Annotated in this window: 14 protein-coding genes; 7 read left to right on the top strand and 7 right to left on the bottom strand. The window is 73.5% G+C overall.

Features of this window, described 5'->3' with window-relative positions:
* Positions 1–99 precede the first annotated feature (99 nt).
* The 3 genes from cobG (at position 100) to ABD269_RS24415 (ending at position 3640) form a co-directional block, all read left to right on the top strand.
* Positions 100–1431 carry a precorrin-3B synthase gene (gene cobG, locus ABD269_RS24405; protein ID WP_344121039.1) on the top strand — a complete coding sequence of 444 codons (1332 nt, stop codon included), beginning with the start codon at positions 100–102 and terminating at the stop codon, positions 1429–1431.
* Positions 1432–1508: 77 nt separating this feature from the next.
* A complete protein-coding gene (locus ABD269_RS24410; protein ID WP_344122056.1) occupies positions 1509–2135 on the top strand; it encodes a precorrin-8X methylmutase in 627 nt (208 codons plus the stop codon).
* Entirely contained in the window at positions 2132–3640 is a 1509-nt protein-coding gene (locus tag ABD269_RS24415; protein ID WP_344121041.1) for a precorrin-2 C(20)-methyltransferase, read from the top strand. The genes ABD269_RS24410 and ABD269_RS24415 overlap by 4 nt, the downstream gene beginning before the upstream one ends.
* Positions 3641–3730: 90 nt before the next feature.
* Here ABD269_RS24415 and ABD269_RS24420 read toward each other — a convergent pair whose 3' ends face one another.
* Positions 3731–4501, bottom strand: a complete 771-nt coding sequence (locus ABD269_RS24420) for a cobalt-precorrin-6A reductase (RefSeq protein WP_344121043.1) — start codon at positions 4499–4501, stop codon at positions 3731–3733.
* An 80-nt stretch (positions 4502–4581) separates the two neighbouring features.
* Between ABD269_RS24420 and ABD269_RS24425 the strand changes: the two genes are divergently transcribed.
* Positions 4582–5727: a cobalt-precorrin-5B (C(1))-methyltransferase gene (locus ABD269_RS24425; RefSeq protein ID WP_344121045.1), complete on the top strand. Its 1146-nt coding sequence runs from the start codon at positions 4582–4584 to the stop codon at positions 5725–5727.
* Positions 5728–5739: 12 nt separating this feature from the next.
* Here the strand turns inward: ABD269_RS24425 and ABD269_RS24430 are convergent, their stop codons facing one another.
* From ABD269_RS24430 to cbiE, 3 genes are all read right to left on the bottom strand, one after another.
* The gene (locus ABD269_RS24430; protein WP_344121047.1) at positions 5740–6438 is read right to left on the bottom strand and encodes an ester cyclase; all 699 of its coding nucleotides are present in this window, start codon (positions 6436–6438) and stop codon (positions 5740–5742) included.
* 102 nt (positions 6439–6540) lie between these two features.
* Entirely contained in the window at positions 6541–7281 is a 741-nt protein-coding gene (gene cobM / locus ABD269_RS24435; RefSeq protein ID WP_301891125.1) for a precorrin-4 C(11)-methyltransferase, read from the bottom strand.
* A 49-nt stretch (positions 7282–7330) separates the two neighbouring features.
* Complete coding sequence (gene cbiE, locus ABD269_RS24440; protein WP_344121050.1) at positions 7331–8623, bottom strand: precorrin-6y C5,15-methyltransferase (decarboxylating) subunit CbiE; 1293 nt, start codon at positions 8621–8623, stop codon at positions 7331–7333.
* A gap of 104 nt (positions 8624–8727) precedes the next feature.
* Here cbiE and tsaD point away from each other — a divergent pair, with 104 nt between their 5' ends.
* Positions 8728–9792, top strand: coding sequence for a tRNA (adenosine(37)-N6)-threonylcarbamoyltransferase complex transferase subunit TsaD (gene tsaD, locus ABD269_RS24445; protein ID WP_344122058.1), 1065 nt, complete (start codon positions 8728–8730; stop codon positions 9790–9792).
* Between the two features lie 112 nt (positions 9793–9904).
* Here the strand turns inward: tsaD and ABD269_RS24450 are convergent, their stop codons facing one another.
* Positions 9905–11377, bottom strand: coding sequence for an SDR family oxidoreductase (locus ABD269_RS24450; protein WP_301891127.1), 1473 nt, complete (start codon positions 11375–11377; stop codon positions 9905–9907).
* A 364-nt stretch (positions 11378–11741) separates the two neighbouring features.
* Here ABD269_RS24450 and ABD269_RS24455 point away from each other — a divergent pair, with 364 nt between their 5' ends.
* Positions 11742–12041: a chaplin gene (locus tag ABD269_RS24455; protein WP_301891128.1), complete on the top strand. Its 300-nt coding sequence runs from the start codon at positions 11742–11744 to the stop codon at positions 12039–12041.
* Between the two features lie 62 nt (positions 12042–12103).
* Here ABD269_RS24455 and ABD269_RS24460 read toward each other — a convergent pair whose 3' ends face one another.
* Complete coding sequence (locus tag ABD269_RS24460; RefSeq protein ID WP_344121054.1) at positions 12104–12295, bottom strand: hypothetical protein; 192 nt, start codon at positions 12293–12295, stop codon at positions 12104–12106.
* The gene (locus ABD269_RS24465) at positions 12292–13110 is read right to left on the bottom strand and encodes a sigma-70 family RNA polymerase sigma factor (protein WP_301891130.1); all 819 of its coding nucleotides are present in this window, start codon (positions 13108–13110) and stop codon (positions 12292–12294) included. Before ABD269_RS24465 ends, ABD269_RS24460 begins: the two co-directional genes overlap by 4 nt.
* A gap of 196 nt (positions 13111–13306) precedes the next feature.
* Between ABD269_RS24465 and ABD269_RS24470 the strand changes: the two genes are divergently transcribed.
* Entirely contained in the window at positions 13307–15724 is a 2418-nt protein-coding gene (locus ABD269_RS24470) for a phosphoketolase family protein (RefSeq protein WP_344121056.1), read from the top strand.
* Positions 15725–15728: the final 4 nt, after the last annotated feature.

Consider the following 15728-nt stretch of genomic DNA (forward strand, 5'->3'; position numbering starts at 1 on the left):
GCCGGACCACCTGGGCCGACCCTTCCGTGAGCATAGTAAGCGCTGGCGGGCGCCGTAGGGGCCGGTGCGCGGGGCGCGGTCGTCGGTATGCTCGCCGCCATGTCCGTCACCCCCACATCCGGCCCGGACCGGGATAACTCCGGCGGCGCCGCCGTACCCCCGGGGACACCCGTCCGCACGGGCGGTGACTCCTGTCCCGGCGCGCTGCGGCTGCACGCCGCGGACGACGGCGCGCTGGCCCGCGTCCGGCTGCCCGCCGGGCTTCTGACGATCCATCAGGCAGACGTGCTGGCACGGCTGTCCGAGGAGCTGGGCGACGGGAATCTCGACATCACCTCGCGCGGCAACGTGCAGTTGCGCGGCCTGTCCGGCGGCTGCGGCGGCGAGCTCGGCGAGCGGCTGCGCGAAGCCGGGATGCTGCCGTCCGACCGGCACGAACGGGTGCGCAACACCGTGGCGTCACCGCTGTGCGGCCTGGACGGCGCCGGGCACGGCGATGTGCAGGCCTGGGCACGTGAACTGGACCGGCTGCTGTGCGCGAACCCGGACGTGACGGGCCTTTCGGGGCGGTTCCTCTTCGGTCTGGACGACGGCCGGGGCGATATCGCGGCCCTCGTCCCCGATGTGACATTGATCGCAACCGGGGGCGACCAGGCCCTGCTCGGCTACGGAACCTCCGCTTCCGGCCTGCGGATCGCCGCCGGGCACGGGCCGCGGGCGGCGGTTCTCGCGGCGGAGCAGTTCCTGGAGACGGCGCGCGTGAGCGGCACCGCCGCCTGGCGCGTCAAGGACCTGCCCGAGGAACACCGGCCGCGCGTCGGCCCGTTGGCCCACCGGCTCGCTGTCGCGGGCATCGTCTCCGCGCCCGCCACGCTCGCGCCGCCGCAGGGCGCCCCGGTGGAACCGGGCCAGGTCACCGGACCGTACGGGCACACCGCCCTCTCGGTGGCGGCTCCCCTCGGCCGGCTGACCGCCGCTCAGTGGCGGCTCGTCGTGCGGACCGCGGCCGAGTACGGGGCCGGTGAGCTGCGTGTGACACCCTGGCGCGGCATCGTCGTGCCCGGCCTGCCGGCGGTCACGGCCCCGGCCCGGCTGGCCGCCCTCGCGGACGCCGGACTCGTCACCTCCGCCGATTCCCCCTGGCACCGGGCGGGCGCGTGCGCGGGCCGCCCCGGCTGCGCGAAGTCCCGCGCGGACGTACGGGCGGACGCGGTGGCCTGCCTCGCGCACCAGCGGACCGGCGGCCTGCCGGTGTACTGGTCCGGGTGCGAACGAAGGTGCGGCCACCCCGGAGGGGCCTGGGTGGATGTCCTGGCGACCGGTGACGGGTATGAAGTCGCCGTACGGGGCGGCACCGCGGACGGCACGGCGCGGACGGTGACGGCCGAGGAGTCGGCGGCGGCGGTGACGGCGGCGCGCAGGACGACATGAGCCGTACGGACGGACGACACAGCGGCACCGTGCCGCACACCACTGATCCACAGAGCGAAACCAGCAAGCGAGGCGATGTGTTCGAGTACGAAAAGGACGGCGCGTCCATCTACCGCCAGTCCTTTGCCACCATCCGCGCCGAGGCCGACCTCGGCGCCCTGCCGCCGGACGTCAGTCAGGTCGCGGTGCGCATGATCCACGCCTGCGGGATGGTCGATCTCGTACGGGACATCGCCTACAGCCCGCAGGTCGTGGCCCGCGCCCGGGAGGCGCTGCGCGCCGGTGCGCCGATCCTGTGCGACGCGAACATGGTCGCGAGCGGCGTCACCCGCAAGCGGCTGCCCGCGGACAACGAGGTGCTCTGCACCCTCGCCGACCCGGCCGTGCCGGAGCTGGCCCGCGCCATGGGCACCACGCGCAGCGCCGCCGCGCTGGAGCTGTGGCGGGAGAAGCTCGACGGGGCCGTGGTCGCGGTGGGCAACGCGCCGACGGCGCTGTTCCGGCTGCTGGAGATGGTGCGGGACGGCGCTCCGCGCCCGGCCGCCGTCATCGGCATCCCGGTGGGCTTCATCGGCGCCGCCGAGTCCAAGGACGCGCTGGCGGAGAGCCCGTTGGGGCTGGACTACCTGGTGGTGCGGGGCAGGCGGGGCGGCAGCGCCATGGCCGCCGCCGCGATCAACGCGATAGCGAGCGAGGAAGAGTGAGCGAGCAGCAGCAGACCACGGGCCGGCTGTACGGGGTCGGGCTCGGCCCCGGCGACCCGTCCCTGATGACCGTGCGGGCCGTCGAGGTCATCGCCTCGGCCGATGTCGTCGCCTACCACAGCGCCCGGCACGGCCGTTCCATCGCGCGCTCCATCGCCGAACGCCATCTGCGCCCCGACCACGTCGAGGAGCGGCTGGTCTACCCCGTCACCGTGGAGACCACCGACCACCCCGGTGGCTACCGGGGCGCGATGGAGGAGTTCTACGAGGAGGCCGCGGCCCGGCTCGCGGCGCACCTGGACGCCGGGCGCAGCGTCGCGGTGCTCGCCGAGGGCGACCCGCTCTTCTACAGCTCGTACATGCACATGCACAAGCGGCTGGCCGACCGCTATCCCACCGAGGTGATCCCCGGGGTCACCTCGGTCAGCGCGGCCGCCGCCGCGCTGGGCACCCCGCTGGTGGAGGGCGAGGAGGTGCTGACGATCCTGCCGGGCACGCTGCCCGAGGAGGAGCTGACGGCCCGTCTGGCGTCGACCGACTCGGCCGTGGTGATGAAGCTCGGCCGGACGTTCCCGGCGGTGCGGGGCGCGTTGGAGCGCTCGGGCCGGCTCGCGGACGCGCGCTATGTGGAGCGCGCCACCATGGCCGGGCAGCGCACGGAGCCGCTGGCGGACGTGGACCCGGAGTCGGTGCCGTACTTCTCGGTGGCGGTGCTGCCGAGCCGCGTCGACGCGGCCCCGGCGGCCGGTGGCCGGGGCGAGGTCGTGGTCGTCGGGCTCGGCCCGGCGGGCCCGCTGTGGCTGACGCCGGAGGCGCGCGGCGAGCTGGCGGCCGCGCAGGACCTGGTCGGTTACAGCACCTACATCGACCGGGTGCCCGTGCGGCCCGGTCAGCGCCGGCACCCCTCCGACAACAAGGTGGAGTCCGAGCGCGCCGAGTTCGCCCTCGACCTCGCCCGGCAGGGGCGCCGGGTCGCGGTCGTCTCCTCCGGCGACCCGGGCGTCTTCGCGATGGCGACGGCCGTGCTGGAGGTCGCCTCGGAGGACCCCTACCGCGAGGTGCCGGTGCGGGTGCTGCCCGGCATGACCGCCGCCCACGCCGCGGCCTCCCGGGCGGGCGCGCCGCTCGGCCACGACTACGCGGTCATCTCGCTCTCCGACCGGCTGAAGCCGTGGGAGGTCATCGCGGAGCGGCTGCGCTCGGCCGCTGAGGCGGACCTGGTCCTGGCCCTCTACAACCCCGGCTCCCGCAGCCGCCAGTGGCAGGTCGGCAAGGCGCGCGAGCTGCTGCTGGAACACCGCACGCCGGACACGCTGGTGGTACTGGGCCGCGATGTGGGCGGGCCGTCGGAGAGCGTACGCATCGTGCGGCTCGGTGACCTGGATCCGGCGGAGGTGGACATGCGCACGATCCTGCTCGTGGGCTCGACGCAGACGCGAGCGGTCCGCCGCGGCGCGGACGCGACGGAAATCGTCTGGACCCCGAGAAGGTACCCGGAACGCTGACGCGCTGTCGCCGGACGGGCTGATTTCAGCCCGTCCGGCGTTTGAGGACACCGCGCGAAGCGCGGTCCGGGGTCCGGGGCGGAGCCCCGGTTACGGGAAGGGGCGGGGCTGGGGAAGAAGCTCCCTCAGCCACGACGCGGCCGCACCCGGATCCGCGACCTCACGCACACCGCGAGGCACACAAGGCCGCCGCACGACAACCACCGGTACCCCCACCTCCCGCGCAGCGACAAGCTTCGCCGAAGTCGCCGCCCCACCGGAGTCCTTCGTCACCACGACGTCGATGCGGTGCCGCCGCAGCAGCGAGCGCTCGCCGTCGAGCGTGAAAGGGCCGCGGTCGAGCAGCGTCTCCATGCGCGCGGGCACCGGCGGTTCGGGGGCGTCCACGGAGCGTACGAGGAACCACATATCCTCGAGGTGCGCGAAGGCGGCCAGCCCCATCCGGCCCGTGGTCAGGAACACCCGTTCACCCAGCGCGGGCAGCGCCCGCGCCGCCTCGTCAAGCGACGCGACGGAAGTCCAGCGGTCCCCCGGGCCCGCGACCCACCCGGGGCGGCGCAGGGCGAGCAGCGGGACACGGGCGTCCGCGGCCGCCTCCGCGGCGTTGAAACTGATCGTGCCGGCGAAAGGATGGGTGGCGTCGATGAGCGCGTCCACCTGCTGCTCGCGCAGCCAGCGGGCCAGGCCGCCGGGCCCTCCGAACCCCCCGATGCGCACCTCCCCCGCGGGCAGCCGCGGCTCGGCGACGCGCCCCGCGAGGGAGCTGGTGACGCGCAGGGCCGGGTCCGCGGCCAGCTCGGCGGCGAGGCGGCGCGCCTCGGTCGTGCCGCCCAGGATCAGGACGTGGCGCTCGGCGCTCACCGCGGGCCCTTCCGTTCGCTGTGCCCGTGCTGCTGCCGGGCGTTCATGGGTCGGGGCCCACTCTACGGCCGGAGGCCACCGTGACTGAGACCGAGGCCGCGCAGCCCAAGGGCGGGCGTACCGCGCAACTCGCGCACACCGGGCTGCGGCACGGCTGGACGACGGGTGCCTGCGCGACGGCCACGACGACCGCCGCCTACACCGCGCTGCTCACCGGCGACTTCCCCGACCCGGTGACGATCACGCTGCCCAAGGGCCAGACGCCCGCCTTCGCGCTCGCCGCCGAGGAGCTGGGCGGGGGCCGGGCCATGGCCGCGGTCGTCAAGGACGCGGGGGACGATCCGGACGTGACGCACGGCGCGCTGATCCGCTCGACCGTGCGCGTGCTGCCGCCCGGTTCCGGGGTGGTCTTCCGCGCCGGGCCCGGCGTGGGGACCGTGACCCGCCCCGGGCTGCCGCTGGCCGTCGGCGAACCCGCCGTGAACCCCGTGCCCCGGCAGCTGATGCGCGAGCACGTCGCCGAGGTCGCGGCGCGGCACGGCGGCACGGGCGACGTCGAGGTCGAGATCTCCGTGGACCACGGCGAGGAGATCGCCCGCTCCACCTGGAACCCCCGGCTCGGCATCCTGGGCGGGCTGTCCATCCTGGGCACCACGGGCATCGTCGTGCCGTATTCCTGTTCCGCCTGGATCGACAGCATCCGGCGCGGTGTGGACGTGGCGCGCGCGGCGGGCCGTACGCACGTGGCGGGCTGTACGGGTTCCACGTCGGAGAAGGTCGCGGTGGCCGTGCACGGCCTGCCGGAGGACGCCCTGCTCGACATGGGCGACTTCGCGGGCGCGGTGCTGAAGTACATCCGCCGGCACCCGGTGGACCGGCTGACGGTGGCGGGCGGTTTCGCGAAGCTGTCCAAGCTGGCGGCGGGGCATCTGGATCTGCATTCGGCGCGCTCGCAGGTGGACAAGGGGTTCCTGGCGGAGCTGGCCCGGCGGGGCGGCGCGGACTCCGGTCTCGCGGCGGCGGTCGCCGCCGCGAACACGGGCCTGGACGCGCTCCAGCAGTGCGCCGCGCGCGGCGTGCCGCTGGGTTATCTGGTCGCGGCCGCCGCGCGCGACGAGGCTCTCGCGGTGCTGCGGGGCGCGCCGGTCGCGGTCGACGTCATCTGCATCGACCTCGCGGGAACGATAGTGGGGCGGGCGGACCCCCGTGGCCCTCAGGGCGGTTGACGCCCCCCGGGACTACATCCGCACCGCGCCCAACTGCCGGGCCAGGCGCAGCAGGTCGTACGTCCACCAGCCCTCCTGGATCCGGCCGTCGCGGAAGAGGAAGACCGTGACGCCCGTCATCTCCACGTCGCGGTCGGTCGGTGCGACGCCCATGAACTCCCCCGTGTGCGTGCCCCGCCACGTCCACCGCGTGACCACCTCGTCGCCTTCGGCGAGTTGGCCGTGGAGGGCGAAGTGGAAGTCGAACGCGTCGCGCCAGCGGGTGACGTCGTCCTTGACGACGCCGGACCCGATCGCGGTGTCCGTCTCCTTGCCGATGTCGTGGTCGTGATAGTCGGCGGCGAACAGCTCGTCGACGAGGTCGAGGTCGCCCCCGACGGCGATGTCCTCGAAGAAGCGGCGGGCCGTGGCCTTGTTGAGCTGTTCGTCGCGGACCACGTCGAGGTCGGTGAAGACGGGCTCCCCCTCGCAGAGGGCCACCATCTCCTCGAAGATGCGGTTGGTCTCCGGGAGATCCGAGTTCTTCATCGCCTCCTCGTACGAGGGGAACTCTATGATCTCCACATAGTGATCGCTGTCGGAGCGGTCCCGGCCGACGACGGCGTGGGTGGCGGTGCGCTTGCCCTCGGTCGCCTCGACCCACTCGTCCATGAGCCGATTCATGTCGTCGTAACTGCGGGTCTTGCAGTCGACTATCTGCATAAATGCCATGACGGCCTCACCTCCCGGGTGATATCTCCAGGTTAGACCTGGTGCGTCCGCCCGAGCCGTGCGCCGATGCTCCGCGAGGGTCTACGCGGGGGTAGCCCCGCCTCAGCGCTCGCGCGTCGTGGAGTACAGGTGGCTGTCCGGGAACTGCTCAGCCGCCAGGGTGCGGCCGACGATGATGACCGCCGTCCGCACCACGCCCGCCTCCTTCACCTGTCCGGCGATGTCGGCGAGCGTGCCGCGCAGGACGAGTTCGTCGGGGCGGCTGGCCATGGCGACGACGGCGGCGGGGCAGTCCGCGCCGTAGTGCGGGAGGAGTTCGGAGACGACGCGGTCGGTGTAGCGGGCCGCGAGGTGCAGGACGAGCAGGGCGCCGCTGCGGCCGAGCGTGGCCAGGTCCTCGCCCGGGGGCATGGGGGTGGCCTGCTGGGCGATGCGGGTGAGGATCACGGTCTGGCCCACGGTGGGAACGGTCAGCTCACGGCCGAGCGCGGCGGCGGCCGCCGCGAAGGAGGGCACGCCGGGCACGATCTCGTACGGGATGCCCACGGCGTCCAGGCGCCGCATCTGCTCGGCGACCGCGCTGAAGACGGCGGGGTCGCCGGAGTGCAGCCGGGCCACGTCGTGACCGGCCTCGTGGGCGCGGACGAACTCGTCCGTGATCTGGTCCAGGTTCAGCCGCGCCGTGTCCACGAGACGGGCGTCGGGCGGGCACTCGGCGAGGAGTTCACGCGGCACGAGGCTGCCCGCGTAGAGGCAGACGCCGCAGCGGGCGAGCGTCCGCGCACCGCGCACCGTGATCAGGTCGGCGGCGCCGGGGCCGGCACCGATGAAGTACACGGTCATGACTGGAGGTCTCCTAACGGGATGGTGGGGCTGTTCTCTACCTGGCCGGTCAGGGACGTACCGGTGCGGCGCCGTCGGCTCCGGTCGCCGTCTTGACCGCCGCCCACTGCGTCACGGGCATCGCCTGCCGCCAGCCCGTGAAGCCGCCGACGGGGACGGCGCGGGCGACGGCGAGGCGCGTCAGCTCGCCGCCGTGGCGCCGGTACCACTCGGTGAGCAGTGCCTCGGACTCCAGGGTGACGGTGTTGGCGACGAGCCGCCCGCCCTCGGGGAGAGCGTCCCAGCAGGCGGCGAGCAGGCCGGTCGCGGTGAGCCCGCCGCCGATGAACACCGCGTCGGGCACGGGCAGTCCGGCGAGCGCGGCGGGGGCCGCGCCGGTGACGACGCGCAGCGCGGGCACGCCCAGCGCCTCGGCGTTGCGGGTGATGCGCCCGGCCCGTACGGCGTCGCGCTCGACGGTGACGGCCCGACAGGAGCGGTGGGCGCGCATCCACTCGATGCCGATGGAGCCGGAACCGCCGCCCACGTCCCACAGCAGCTCGCCGGGGGCGGGGGCGAGTGCGGCCAGCGTCACGGCCCGTACGTGACGCTTCGTCAACTGTCCGTCGTGCTCGAAGGCTTCGTCCGGCAGGCCGGGGGTGAGCGGCAGTCGGGGCGCGCCGGGCGCGCGCAGGCACTGGACGGCGATCACGTTGAGGGCGTCACCGGGCGGCCGCTCCCAGCCGGCGGCCGTTCCCTCGACGTGGCGCTCGCGCTCGCCGCCGAGCTGTTCGAGCACGGTCATCCGGCTCGGCCCGAAGCCGCGGGCGTCCAGCAGTCCGGCGACCTCGGCGGGGGTGTCCGCGCCGGAGCTCAGGAGCAGCAGCCGTCGCCCGTGGTGCAGGGCGGCGGAGAGGGCCGCGAGGGGGCGGCCGACGAGGCTGAGCACCTCGGTGTCGTCCAGCGGCCAGCCGAGCCGGGCGCAGGCGTACGACACGGAGGAAGGGTGCGGCAGCACCCGCAGGCGGGCGGTGTCGCCGAGGACGTCCACGAGCGTGCGCCCGATGCCGAAGAACATAGGGTCGCCGCTGGCGAGCACGCAGACCCGCCGCCCGGCATGCTCAGCCAGCAGCCCCGGCACGGCGGGACGCAGCGGCGAGGGCCAGGGGACGCGCTCCCCCGCGCACTCCTCGGGCAGCAGCTCCAGCTGGCGGGGGCCGCCGATCAGCACGTCGGCGCGGCACAGCGCTTCCCGGGAGGCCGGGGCGAGACCGGGCCAGCCGTCGGCGCCGATGCCTACGACGGTCACGGGGGCGTGGCTCACGGGGGCGCACCTTAAGGATCTGCGGTGGTCAGGGGGCATCGGAACTCTACTGACCTGGGGTGACGGCGGAACAGCCGGGATCCGCACCCCGCCTTGTTGCATATGATGTGCATTTACTTATCGATGGCAGGAGGCGTGGCGTGGTGCGTTCACCGGTGGTGCTGGGGATCGAGTCGTCCTGCGACGAGACCGGTGCCGGTCTGGTCCGGGACGGGGAGCTGCTGGGGCACGCGGTGGCCTCCAGCATGGACGAGCACGCGCGCTTCGGCGGCGTAGTCCCGGAGATCGCGGCCCGCGCGCACGTGCACGCGGCAGCGCCCGTGGTGCGGGCGGCGCTCGCCGACGCGGGGCTGTCGATGGGCGACATCGACGCGGTCGCGGTGACGACGGGCCCCGGGCTGTCCGGGGCGCTCCAGGTGGGCGTCGCGGCCGCGAAGGGCTTCGCGTACGCGCTGGGCGTGCCGCTGTACGGGGTGCACCACCTCGCCGGACACGTGGCCGTGGACACCCTGGAGCACGGACCGCTGCCCGACCCCTGCATGGTGCTGATCGTCTCCGGCGGCCATACGTCCCTGCTGCTCGTGCGGGACCTGGCGCGGGATCCGATCGTCCACCTCGGCGACACGCTCGACGACGCCGCGGGCGAGTGCTTCGACAAGGTCGCCCGGGTCTTCGGCCTGCCCTACCCCGGCGGACCCGCCGTGGACCGGGCGGCGCGCGAGGGCGATCCGCGGGCCGTGCCGTTCCCACGGCCGCTGACGGGGCCGCGGGACGACCGCTACGCGTTCTCCTTCTCCGGCCTGAAGACGGCCGCCGCCCGCTGGGCGGAGCAGCACCGGGCGGCGGGGCGGCCCCTGCCCGTCGCGGACGGCGCGGCCTCCCTCCAGGAGGCGGTGGCGGACGTCCTGACGCGCAAGGCGGTCGCCGCGTGCGTCGAGCACGGCGTGGGCACGCTGGTCGTGGTCGGCGGCGTCGCGGCGAACTCGCGCGTACGGGAGCTGGCCCGATCGCGCTGCGCGGCGGCGGGGATCGAGCTGCGCGTACCGCCCATGCGGCTGTGCACGGACAACGGCGCGATGGTCGCCGCGGTCGGCGACCTGCTGGTCCGCGCGGGCGCGGAGCCGGCGCCGCTGGATGTCTCGATCGACCCTTCGGCGCCGCTCGAATACGCGGCGCTGCATCCCCGGGCGCGCGTACGGGCCGCGTAGCGCCTGCAGCAGGCGCGGCTCCGCCGCATATGCGAAATGCCGGGCGGGCCGGATTTCTCCAGCCCGCCCGGCATTTCGTGACATCGCAGGGGCTGGAAAGCCCGCCGCCCGGTTACCAGTTCGCCCGGGCGTAGTCCTTGAGGAAGCAGCCGTAAAGGTCCTCGCCCGCCTCGCCCCGGACGATCGGGTCGTAGACGCGCGCCGCACCGTCGACCAGGTCGAGCGGCGCGTGGAAGCCCTCCTCCGCGAGCCGCACCTTGTCGGGGTGCGGGCGCTCGTCGGTGATCCAGCCGGTGTCGACGGCGGTCATGAGGATGCCGTCGGTCTCCAGCATCTCCTGCGCGCTGGTGCGGGTGAGCATGTTGAGCGCGGCCTTGGCCATGTTGGTGTGCGGGTGGCCCGCGCCCTTGTAGCCGCGGCTGAAGACGCCCTCCATGGCGGAGACGTTCACCACGTACTTCCGGCGGGCCGTGGAGGCGGCCATCGCCGGACGCAGTCGGCTGACCAGCACGAACGGTGCGGTGACATTGCACAGCTGCACTTCGAGCAGCTCGACCGGGTCGACCTCCTCGACCGTCTGGATCCAGGTGTTCGTGGCGTCCAGGTCGGGCACGAGCCCGCCCGCGTCGATCGCGGTGCCGGCCTCGACCCGCGCGAGCGAGGCGGAGCCGGTGGTCAGCGCGAGCTCGGTGAGGGCCTGCGGGGTGAGCTCGTCGTGCTTGGCTCCCGCCGGGGCGGGCAGCGCCGCCTGGGCACCGCTGCCGAAGGCGCCGAAGACGACCGAGGCGGGCAGCTCACCGGCGGGCAGCGGGGCGGCCTCGGCGGTGACGAGCTCGCGGTAGGCGGCCGGGGAGCGGCGGACGGTCTGGGCCGCGTTGTTGATCAGGATGTCGAGCGGGCCCTCGGCGCTGACCGAGTCCGCCAGGGCGACGACCTGGGCGGGGTCGCGCAGGTCGATGCCGACGACCTTCAGCCGGTGCAGCCAGTCCCCACTGTCCGGCATGGCCTTGAAGCGGCGGATCGCGTCGTTGGGGAACCGCGTGGTGATGGTGGTGTGCGCACCGTCCCGCAGCAGCCGCAGGGCGATGTACATGCCGATCTTCGCCCGGCCGCCGGTGAGCAGCGCGCGCTTGCCGGTGAGGTCCGTGCGCGCGTCCCGGCGGGCCCGGTTCTCGGCGGCGCAGGCCTGGCAGAGCTGGTGGTAGAACGCGTCGACCTCGACGTACCGCGTCTTGCAGATGTAGCAGGAGCGGGGGCGCTCCAGGATGCCGACGATCTGGGCGGTGGTCGTGGCCGCGAGGGGGATGCCGCGCGTCTCGTCGTCGATCCGGTCCGCGGCGCCGGTGGCGGTGGCCTCGGTGACGGCCTTGTCGTTGGCGGTCTTGGCGGCCCGGCGCTCCTGGCGGCGGCGCTGCTTGACCGTGCGGTAGATCCCGGCGGTGGCCCGGCGGATCTCGATCGCGTGCGGGTGGTCGACCGGCAGCTCGTCGAGCTCTTCGAGCACGCTCAGGCAGACCGCCATGCGCTCCGGATCGATGCCCGACTGGTGGACCGCACCGTCGCGGCTTTCTTCTGTGACCGTCATCGGCGCTGTCGTTTCCCAGTTCGTCTGATCTATTGGAGCTTCGAAGAACTGTACGTAGCCGAAGGCTGTCTGGACAAACCCGAGCGCGGAACATCACACGATCCGGTCGCGCTCGCACGGGTCACCGAACCCTCACTGTCGGTCACGACCGGCACGGCGTCGCACACCGCAAGCCGCCAACGGGCGGAAGGCGCCTGCCCGGCAAGGGAGTTGGCCATTTCGAGGGCGAACTCCCCCCAAATGCAGCCCATATGACTTATTGGGCTTTCCGGGTTAATTATGGTGTTCGGCGCCGATATTGGGCGAATCCCTTTGGATTCTCCGGCAACAATTGCCGCTCAACACCCATGAGAAAGGTTTAGCCATGTCGCGTATCGCCAAGGCCGCCGCCCTGACCCTCGCCGCCGGCGCCGTCGTTTCCGGCGCCGCGGGAATCGCTTCCGCAAATGCTGGAGCAGAGGGCGCGGCCGTAGGCTCCCCCGGCATCATCTCGGGCAATGCCATCCAGGTGCCGATTCAGATCCCGCTCAACCTCTGCGGCAACACGATCGACATCGTCGGTCTGCTGAACCCCACCTTCGGCAACACCTGCGCCAACGTCGACGAGGAGCGTCACGAAGGTCACCACCACGAGGGTGGCCGCGGCGAGCACGGCCGCTGGTGACCCACCTGCCCGGAGCGCGCTTCTAGCCGCACCGCGCAACCCGCGCCGGAGAGGGGTCACAGTCAGCCGCCGGAGTCCTCACCTGCGCGTTCGTGGCGCCCATCATGGTCATCATGGTGGGCGCCACTGCCATGTGCGGATTCCTCGCCGGTGCCGTCGGCGGGCTTGCCCCGGGGGCGCTGGGCGCCGGGCAGGTCGGGGACGTCGACGATCGGCGGCAGATCGGGGGTGAGGTGGGTGTGGCCGGACGTCATGGTGATACGCCTCCTGCCGTGCGGCCCGGCGAACCGGTCTTGTCGAGCAGTTCCCGGCGGAGCCGGGCACAGGTGCGGCTGAGGATGCGGGAGATCTGCATCTGGGAGACGCCCAGCCGGGCACCTATCTGCTTCTGGGTGAGATTGCCGAAGAAGCGCCAGTACAGGACGTACTTCTCCCGCTCCGGCAGCGCGCTCAGCAGCGGCCGAAGGGCCTGCCGGTCGACCACGAGATCCAGTGCGCGGTCCGCCCAGCCGAGGGTCTCGGCGAGCGGGAGGTCGTCGGCGCCGAGGACCGGGTGGTCCAGCGACAGCGTGTTGTGCACGCCCTCGGCCGCGAGCCCGCGGCGCACCTCCTCCTCGGTCAGACCGGTCTCCGCGGCCAGCTCCGCCGGGGTCGACCGGGCCCGGGCGTCCCGGTGGCCGAGGACCGTCTGCGCGGTGCGGACGGCCGTGCGCAGCTCCTGGTCCCGGCGCGGGATGTGCACGGACCAGGCGTGGTCGCGGATGTGGCGCTTGAGCTCGCCGTTGATGGTGGGGACGGCGAAGGTCTCGAAGGCGTGGCCGAGGCCGGGGTCGTACCGGTCGACGGCGTTGACCAGCCCGAGGGCCGCCACCTGACGCAGGTCCGCGGGGCTCTCGCCGCTGCTGCGGAAACGCAGGCTGATGCGCTCGGCCATGGGCAGCCAGGCGGCGATCACGTCCTGCCGGAGCCGGTCGCGCTCCGGGCCGGGGGGAAGGGTCGCCAGGAGCGCGAAGGAGTCGGCCGTGTCGGGGGCGTCGCGGGTGCGGCGCCGGTGTGTCGTCTCGGCCATGATCACGCTTCTCCCCTCGCTCACGCGTCCAAGGAGTGCCGGCACCAGCATCCCCCGCACCACCGGACGGCGCGACTCGGAGCACGCGACGGTGTACGGAGGGTGACGCCGGGCGGGGTGCCGTTTCCCGCGGGAGGCGAGGGGTACCCCGTCGGGGTCCCGGACGCCGACCCGCCGCGCTCACCAGGAGCAGCACATGCCACAGGCCCCCGCAGACCCCCAGCGCCCCGACCACGCCGCCGACCCGGGCCGAGGCGGGCTCACCGACGCCGAGGTCGCGTCCCTGGACGCCCACTGGCGCGCGGCCAACTACCTCTCCGCCGGGCAGATCTACCTGCTGAGCAACCCCCTGCTGACCGTCCCGCTGGAGCCCGAGCACATCAAGCCGCGGCTGCTGGGGCACTGGGGCACCACCCCCGGGCTCAATCTGATCCACACCCACCTCAACCGGGTGATCACGGCGCGGGATCTGGACGCGATCTGCGTCTGGGGCCCCGGGCACGGCGGGCCGGCCGTGCTCGCCAACTCCTGGCTGGAGGGCAGCTACAGCGAGGTGTATCCGGACGTGAGCCGGGACGCGGAGGGCATGGGGCGCCTGTTCCGGCAGTTCTCCTTCCCCGGCGGAGTGCCCAGCCACGTCGCCCCGGAGACGCCGGGCTCGATCCACGAGGGCGGCGAGCTCGGTTACTCCCTGGCCCACGCGTACGGCGCCGCACTCGACAATCCGGACCTGCTCGTCGCCTGCGTCATCGGTGACGGCGAGGCGGAGACGGGGCCGCTCGCGGCCTCCTGGCACGCGAACAAGTTCCTCGACCCCATCCACGACGGGGCCGTGCTGCCGGTCCTGCACCTCAACGGCTACAAGATCGCCAACCCCTCGGTCCTCGCCCGCCTCCCCGAGGAGGAGCTGGACCGGCTGCTGCGCGGATACGGCCACGAGCCGCTGTACGTGAGCGGTGGCGACCCCGGCCGCGTGCACCGGGCGCTGGCCGCCGCGCTCGACCGCGCCCTGGACCACATCGCCACCGCGCAGCGCGTGGCCCGCGCGGAGGGCGTACTCGACCGGCCGCACTGGCCGCTGATCGTGCTCCGCACGCCCAAGGGCTGGACCGGCCCCGCCGAGGTCGACGGGCTGGCAGTCGAGGGCACCTGGCGCGCCCACCAGGTCCCCCTGTCCGGGGTCCGGGACAACCCTGAGCACCTGCGCCAGTTGGAGGGCTGGCTGCGCTCGTACCGGCCGGAGGAGCTCTTCGACGCGCAGGGGCGGCCGCTGCCGCAGGTCCTGGAGTACGTGCCGCGAGGCGCCCGGCGGCTCGGTGCCAACCCGCACACCAACGGCGGCCTGCTCACCCGCTCGCTGTCCCTCCCGCCGCTGGAGCACTACGCCGTGCCTGTGGAGCGGCCCGGCACGGCCCTGCACGAGCCCACCCGGGTCCTGGGCCGTCTCCTCGCGCAGATCATGGCCGACACCGCGGAGCGCCGGAACTTCCGGCTGGCCGGCCCCGACGAGACCGCCTCCAACCGGCTGGACGCCGTCTACGAGGCGACGGGCAAGGCGTGGCAGGAGCGGACCCTTCCCACCGACGAACACCTCGCCCACGACGGCCGGGTGATGGAGGTCCTCTCCGAACACCTCTGCCAGGGCTGGCTGGAGGGCTACACCCTCACCGGCCGGCACGGGCTGTTCTCCTGCTACGAGGCCTTCGTGCACATCGTGGACTCCATGGTCAACCAGCACATCAAGTGGCTCAAGACCTCCCGCGCCCTGACCTGGCGCCGCCCCGTCCCCTCCCTCAACTACCTGCTCACCTCGCACGTCTGGCGCCAGGACCACAACGGCTTCTCCCACCAGGACCCCGGCTTCGTCGACCACGTGCTCAACAAGTCGCCCGAGGTCGTCCGGGTCTTCCTCCCGCCGGACGCCAACACGCTGCTGTGCGTGGCCGACCACGTGCTGCGCAGCCGCGACCAGGTCAATGTGATCGTCGCGGGCAAGCAGCCGAGCTTCGACTGGCTGGGTCTGGACGAGGCACGCGCGCACTGCGCGCGGGGCGCCGGGGTGTGGACCTGGGCGGGCACGGAGACCGGCGAGCGGCCGCCGGACGTGGTGCTCGGCTGCGCGGGCGACGTCCCCACGCAGGAGGTGCTCGCCGCCGCGGACCTGCTCCGCCGCCACCTTCCCGAGCTGGCCGTACGGGTCGTCAACGTCGTCGACATGACGCGCCTGCTGCCGAAGGAGGAGCATCCGCACGGGATGTCCGACGCGGAGTACGACGCGCTGTTCACCGCCGACAGGCCGGTCGCCTTCGCCTATCACGGCTACCCGTGGCTGATCCACCGCCTCACCTACCGCCGCACCGGCCACGACCAACTGCACGTGCGCGGCTACAAGGAGACGGGCACCACGACCACCCCCTTCGACATGGTCGTCAGCAACGACCTGGACCGCTACCGCCTGGTCATGGACGTCATCGACCGGGTGCCGGGGCTGGGCGTCCGCGCGGTCCCGGTCCGGCAGGCGATGGCGGACGCCCGTACCCGCCACCGCGCGTGGATCCGCGAGCACGGCACGGACCTGCCGGAGGTGACGGACTGGACGTGGTCGGGCAAGTGACCCC

Origin of the sequence: Streptomyces blastmyceticus (assembly GCF_039521185.1) — a bacterium.
GTDB classification, from domain to species: domain Bacteria; phylum Actinomycetota; class Actinomycetes; order Streptomycetales; family Streptomycetaceae; genus Streptomyces; species Streptomyces blastmyceticus.

What these genes read in the sequence shown, in the direction of transcription:
- cobG (WP_344121039.1), top strand. Translation starts at nt 100, where the DNA reads ATGTCCGTCACCCCCACATCCGGCCCGGACCGGGATAACTCCGGCGGC.
- ABD269_RS24455 (WP_301891128.1), top strand. Translation starts at nt 11,742, where the DNA reads ATGTCGCGTATCGCCAAGGCCGCCGCCCTGACCCTCGCCGCCGGCGCC.
- cobM (WP_301891125.1), bottom strand. Translation starts at nt 7,281, where the DNA reads ATGACCGTGTACTTCATCGGTGCCGGCCCCGGCGCCGCCGACCTGATC.
- ABD269_RS24430 (WP_344121047.1), bottom strand. Translation starts at nt 6,438, where the DNA reads ATGGCATTTATGCAGATAGTCGACTGCAAGACCCGCAGTTACGACGAC.
- ABD269_RS24450 (WP_301891127.1), bottom strand. Translation starts at nt 11,377, where the DNA reads ATGACGGTCACAGAAGAAAGCCGCGACGGTGCGGTCCACCAGTCGGGC.
- ABD269_RS24465 (WP_301891130.1), bottom strand. Translation starts at nt 13,110, where the DNA reads ATGGCCGAGACGACACACCGGCGCCGCACCCGCGACGCCCCCGACACG.
- ABD269_RS24460 (WP_344121054.1), bottom strand. Translation starts at nt 12,295, where the DNA reads ATGACGTCCGGCCACACCCACCTCACCCCCGATCTGCCGCCGATCGTC.
- cbiE (WP_344121050.1), bottom strand. Translation starts at nt 8,623, where the DNA reads ATGCCCCCTGACCACCGCAGATCCTTAAGGTGCGCCCCCGTGAGCCAC.
- ABD269_RS24470 (WP_344121056.1), top strand. Translation starts at nt 13,307, where the DNA reads ATGCCACAGGCCCCCGCAGACCCCCAGCGCCCCGACCACGCCGCCGAC.